This window comes from Flavobacterium sp., from assembly GCF_044338735.1.
In the GTDB taxonomy this organism is placed as follows: Bacteria; Bacteroidota; Bacteroidia; order Flavobacteriales; family Flavobacteriaceae; genus Flavobacterium.
Window position 1 is genome coordinate 1 of record NZ_JBIIWV010000160.1, and the last position, 4,521, is coordinate 4,521.

The 4,521-nt window shown below is 33.1% G+C and carries 5 protein-coding genes; 1 reads left to right on the forward strand and 4 read right to left on the reverse strand.

Going from position 1 to position 4,521, the window contains the following annotated elements:
• Positions 1-139: 139 nt before the first annotated feature.
• Genes ACIQZC_RS09230 through ACIQZC_RS09240 form a run of 3 tightly spaced genes read right to left on the reverse strand, consistent with a single transcriptional unit; the run spans position 140 to position 2,228 of the window.
• On the reverse strand, positions 140-583 hold the full coding sequence (locus ACIQZC_RS09230; RefSeq protein ID WP_396138939.1) for a hypothetical protein: 444 nt from the start codon (positions 581-583) through the stop codon (positions 140-142).
• Between the two features lie 3 nt (positions 584-586).
• Entirely contained in the window at positions 587-1,402 is an 816-nt protein-coding gene (locus tag ACIQZC_RS09235) for an OmpA family protein (RefSeq protein ID WP_396138940.1), read from the reverse strand.
• Positions 1,403-1,457: 55 nt separating this feature from the next.
• On the reverse strand, positions 1,458-2,228 hold the full coding sequence (locus ACIQZC_RS09240; RefSeq protein ID WP_396138941.1) for an OmpA family protein: 771 nt from the start codon (positions 2,226-2,228) through the stop codon (positions 1,458-1,460).
• A gap of 176 nt (positions 2,229-2,404) precedes the next feature.
• Here ACIQZC_RS09240 and ACIQZC_RS09245 point away from each other — a divergent pair, with 176 nt between their 5' ends.
• The gene (locus ACIQZC_RS09245) at positions 2,405-2,782 is read left to right on the forward strand and encodes a hypothetical protein (RefSeq protein ID WP_396138942.1); all 378 of its coding nucleotides are present in this window, start codon (positions 2,405-2,407) and stop codon (positions 2,780-2,782) included.
• Positions 2,783-2,861: 79 nt separating this feature from the next.
• Here ACIQZC_RS09245 and ACIQZC_RS09250 read toward each other — a convergent pair.
• The coding region (locus tag ACIQZC_RS09250) for a glutamine synthetase type III (RefSeq protein ID WP_396138943.1) at positions 2,862-4,521 on the reverse strand (1,660 nt) is incomplete at its 5' end.

A 4,521-nucleotide genomic window follows, 5' to 3' on the forward strand; every position in this document is an offset into this window, starting at 1 on the left:
TCTTTAGAAGCAGAAACTCCTCGTAAATTATAACGTTTACTGGTATCAGAACTCATGAATTGTGTGTGTTGTTGTTGTTCCGCAAAGATAGTTTTAAAATTTAGAATTTAGAAGTTTGAATTTAGAATTTAGAAAAATCTTAAATTTTTATCACATAAATGCCATCCACTACATTTGATATATTATTTGGAACTTGAATATTTTCTACTTTGTAAGTGGTATAACATTCTTCCTGTTTAGCCGAAAGATCGTTGGTGATAATTATTTCTTCTGTGGTTAAAGTAGTTGGATTATTCAAAGTCAATTCAATGGTGTTATCAACTAAATTTTGAGTATTTGGAAAGATTTGAATCAAATTTGAATTGGGAATAAATCGAAACGGAACCAGCTTATCTTCCAAATCTTTAATCACAATTTGTGTGGGTAAAAACGTTTCGTTTTCAAACACATTTTCATCGGTTGTTGCATCAATAATAGCTACAAAAAAAGAGGCCGGAGTTGCTCTATCGCCCTCTTCACATTTATCGCAACTTACATTTAACATTAGGATTAAAACTACTACTAACGAGACTATTTTTTTCATGCTTTATTTACTTAAAATTTCAATTTCAACTCTTCTATTTGCTGCTGCTTGTTGTTCAGAAGCTTCTGGTATGGGATAAATAGGTTGCGCAACGCCAAAACCTTTCGCCTGAATTCTATGCTGTGGTATGCCATTAAAAACCAAAAAACGTTTGATTTGCTTTGCTCTATCGGTAGATAAATTTCGATGATCTTTATCAATACAACAAATGTGTCCTTGAATTTCAATTCTTAAACTTTCATTTTTTTGCATTACAAAAAGCAAATCATACAATGCTCCTTGCGATTCTGGAACGGTAGCAAAAGTGTTTTGATAAAAATTTATGTTCTTCAACACTATTTTGGTTCCTACTTTTGCCAACTTTATTTTTTCTGCTAACGTTGCATTTTCAGGAATTATTACTTCAATGGTATCTTTTATTCCTAAAATTTCATTTTCCTTAGCCAAATCTTTTTCTTGTAAAAAATGAATGATGGCTTTTCTATTTTCTGCTTTATTGACTGAAGTTGCGCCTTTTTCGCCCAAAGAAATACTTTTAAAATCGGGTCTAATGTTTATGGTTCCTTTGACTAGATTAAAAATATGCAATACTCGTTTTTGCGATAACGTATCATTATAACCTAAACTCCCTACTTCGTCAGTTGAACCAGTGATGGACAAAATTTTCGACGTTTTATTTTCTGCAATCCATTGTTGAATTTTGGATGATTCAGAAGCATTCAATTCAAATTTATTGGTATCAAAATAGAAAGCAACTTGTTCTTGCGAAAAAGCGCCAAACCCGAAACCAAACAATAGTATTGAAAATACAAACTTCATTCTTTCTTTTTTACGAAATAACAACAAATATACTACATACAAAAGTATGCCAAAGTTAATTTTCAATAATTTGAATTTCAACTCGACGGTTTGCGTTGCGCTCGTCTTCCGTTTTTTCAGGAATAGGATGAATTGGTTTTGAACTGCCAAAACTAGTATAACTCAATCGGGATTTGTTAATTTGATTGTCTATCAAGTAATTATATACCGTAATTGCTCTTGTTTTTGCCGTATCTTCTTCATCGGCTCCTAGTTGGCAACAAATATGTCCCTGAATTTCGATTTTTAGTTTTGGATTGGCGCGCATAATAGCCAGTAATTCTTCAACAACTGGTTTAGATTCGGGGCGTAAAATTCCTGAACGATTATAAAAATAAAGGTTTTTTAGAATGAGCTTATCGCCTACTTTAGCATTTGAAACCTGACTATTTAAACTTGCTGGAGTAACCTTTACTGGCTCTTCTGAAGGGATTTCAGTGTAAAAAATATCCACTTTTCGATTTAAAGCCAAAGTAGGATCTTGCTGAAAATTTTCGCCTTGACCGACCATTTCAGTTACTTTTTGATTGGTTGTTTTATCAATTAATTGATAAAGAAATTCCGTTCTTCTTAAAGACAAACTATCATTGTAGACATTTGAGGCTCTGGCATCGCAGTAACCAACTAGTTTGATAAACTTGACGTTTTTGTTCCTGAAAAAATCATCAAAACGAGTCAATTCGCTTGTTTTTAATTGGTACGAATCGGTATCAAAATAAACAGTGAATTTCGTTTGCCCACAAGCAATAGAGCCAATGAACAACAACAGGAATAATAGGTTTTTCATATTGGTAGAATTTGGTCTATCGAAAATAGTGATTTTTTGGCATTGATTAGCTTAGAGGAATATTTTTTATATATTTGATAAAAAATGCGCTAATTCCCTCTTATTTTATAAGTTTTGTAATTCAGTGATTTTTAACACCTTTTTGATAATAAAATATAAACTTAACATTCAACAAAATGAAAAAACTAATTTTATTACCCATTCTATTTCTTACAATTTTAACTTTTTCTTGTTCCAGTGATAGTGAAAATTCTAATAATTCAGGTTTTGAAGGTAATTGGAGCGGACAATTTACTGGAATTAATGATAACGGAACTTGGACTGTTAACATAAATTCAAATGGAGTTGTTAGCGGAACAGCCGTATCAAATGTCTTTTCAGACACTTATAATATAAATGGAAATGTATCTGAAAACGGAACTTTAACAGCTACACTTGGAACAACATCTGTTGGCGGAAGTTTTATTGGAGAATTAAGAGGAAATAATGCCAGCGGAACTTGGACAAACACAAATTTAGGTTATAATGGAAATTGGACTGGAAGCAAACAATAAAGTTAAAAATAAAACTATCTGATACCATTTCGTAACATCAAAAAAAATCCCAATCAAACGATTGGGATTTCTATTTTTATTACTTCGTGAATAACAATTCTCTGTATTTTGTTAAAGTCCATAACTCGTCATCTACTAACAATTCTAATTTATCAGCATGGTAACGAATTTCTTCAAAGTATGGTTTTACTTTATCACAATACGCAGCTGCCATTTTCTCGGTATTCGTTAAAGCGTTTGCTTTTTTACGTTCTTCAGTCATGGCTTCCACTTTGGTATTAATACCTTCAATGTGTTCCGAAATTTCTTTGATTAAAGCTATTTGCTCTTTAGCAATTTTTTCAAATGAAGCACCAAAGATTTCTTTCAATCCTTTTACGTTTTCAATCAATACATTTTGATAACGAATCGCTGTTGGAACCACATGATTACGGGCAATATCGCCTAAAACTCTACCTTCAATTTGAATTTTTTTCACATATTCTTCTAGTTCAATTTCATAGCGAGATTCAACCTCAACGTGGTTCATTACGCCCATTTCGCCAAACAATTCAATCGCTTTTTTAGACACTTTTGCTTTTAAGGCTTCAGGTGTTGTTTTGTGGTTGCTTAGTCCGCGTTTTTTAGCTTCTTTTTCCCATGCTTCGCTGTATCCGTCGCCTTCAAAAAGAATCGCTTTAGTTTGTTTGATGTATTCTCTCAAGACATTGAAAATAGCCTCGTCTTTCTTTAAATCTTTTTTCTCAATTAACGTGTCCACTTCTTTTTTGAAATCTTTCAATTGTTTTGCCACAATCGTGTTTAACGTTGTCATTGAAACGGCACAGTTTGCAGAAGAACCCACGGCTCTGAACTCAAATTTGTTTCCGGTGAAAGCAAATGGCGAAGTTCTGTTTCTGTCGGTATTGTCTAATAAAACGTCTGGCAATTTACCTACTACGTTTAATTTTAAATCGGTTTTTTCTTCTGGTGATAATTTTCCGTTAGATACCCCTTCTAATTCAGCTAAAACTTTAGTCAATTGTTGACCAATGAATACCGAAATAATAGCAGGTGGCGCTTCGTTTGCTCCTAAACGATGATCGTTACTTGCTGAAGCGATAGACGCTCTTAACAATTCTTCGTAATCGTGAACCGCTTTAATCGTATTGATGAAAAACGTTAAAAATTGTAAGTTGCTCATTGGGGTTTTACCCGGACTCAATAAATTGATACCTGTATCGGTAGCTAATGACCAGTTGTTATGTTTTCCTGAACCGTTTACTCCTTTGAATGGTTTTTCATGAAATAACACTTTAAAATCATGACGCTCTCCTACTTTCTGCATTACATCCATTAATAAAGAATTGTGATCAACCGCTAAGTTGATTTCTTCAAAAATAGGCGCTAATTCAAATTGGTTAGGTGCCACTTCGTTATGACGTGTTTTAACCGGAATACCTAATAACATACATTCGTTTTCTAAATCACGCATATACGTTAATACGCGAGTAGGAATCGAACCAAAATAATGATCGTCTAATTGTTGTCCTTTAGCAGCAGTATGTCCTAATAAAGTACGACCTGTAGCTAATAAATCGGGACGAGAATTAGCTAAAGCTGAATCCACTAAGAAATATTCTTGTTCCCAACCTAATGTTGGTGTAACACGTTTTACATTTTTATCAAAATATTTAGCTACATCAATTGCAGCTGCATCAATAGCGTTTAAAGCTCTTAATAGAGGTGTTTTGTTATCT

What these genes read in the sequence shown, in the direction of transcription:
- ACIQZC_RS09230 (WP_396138939.1), bottom strand. Translation starts at nt 583, where the DNA reads ATGAAAAAAATAGTCTCGTTAGTAGTAGTTTTAATCCTAATGTTAAAT.
- ACIQZC_RS09235 (WP_396138940.1), bottom strand. Translation starts at nt 1,402, where the DNA reads ATGAAGTTTGTATTTTCAATACTATTGTTTGGTTTCGGGTTTGGCGCT.
- ACIQZC_RS09240 (WP_396138941.1), bottom strand. Translation starts at nt 2,228, where the DNA reads ATGAAAAACCTATTATTCCTGTTGTTGTTCATTGGCTCTATTGCTTGT.
- ACIQZC_RS09245 (WP_396138942.1), top strand. Translation starts at nt 2,405, where the DNA reads ATGAAAAAACTAATTTTATTACCCATTCTATTTCTTACAATTTTAACT.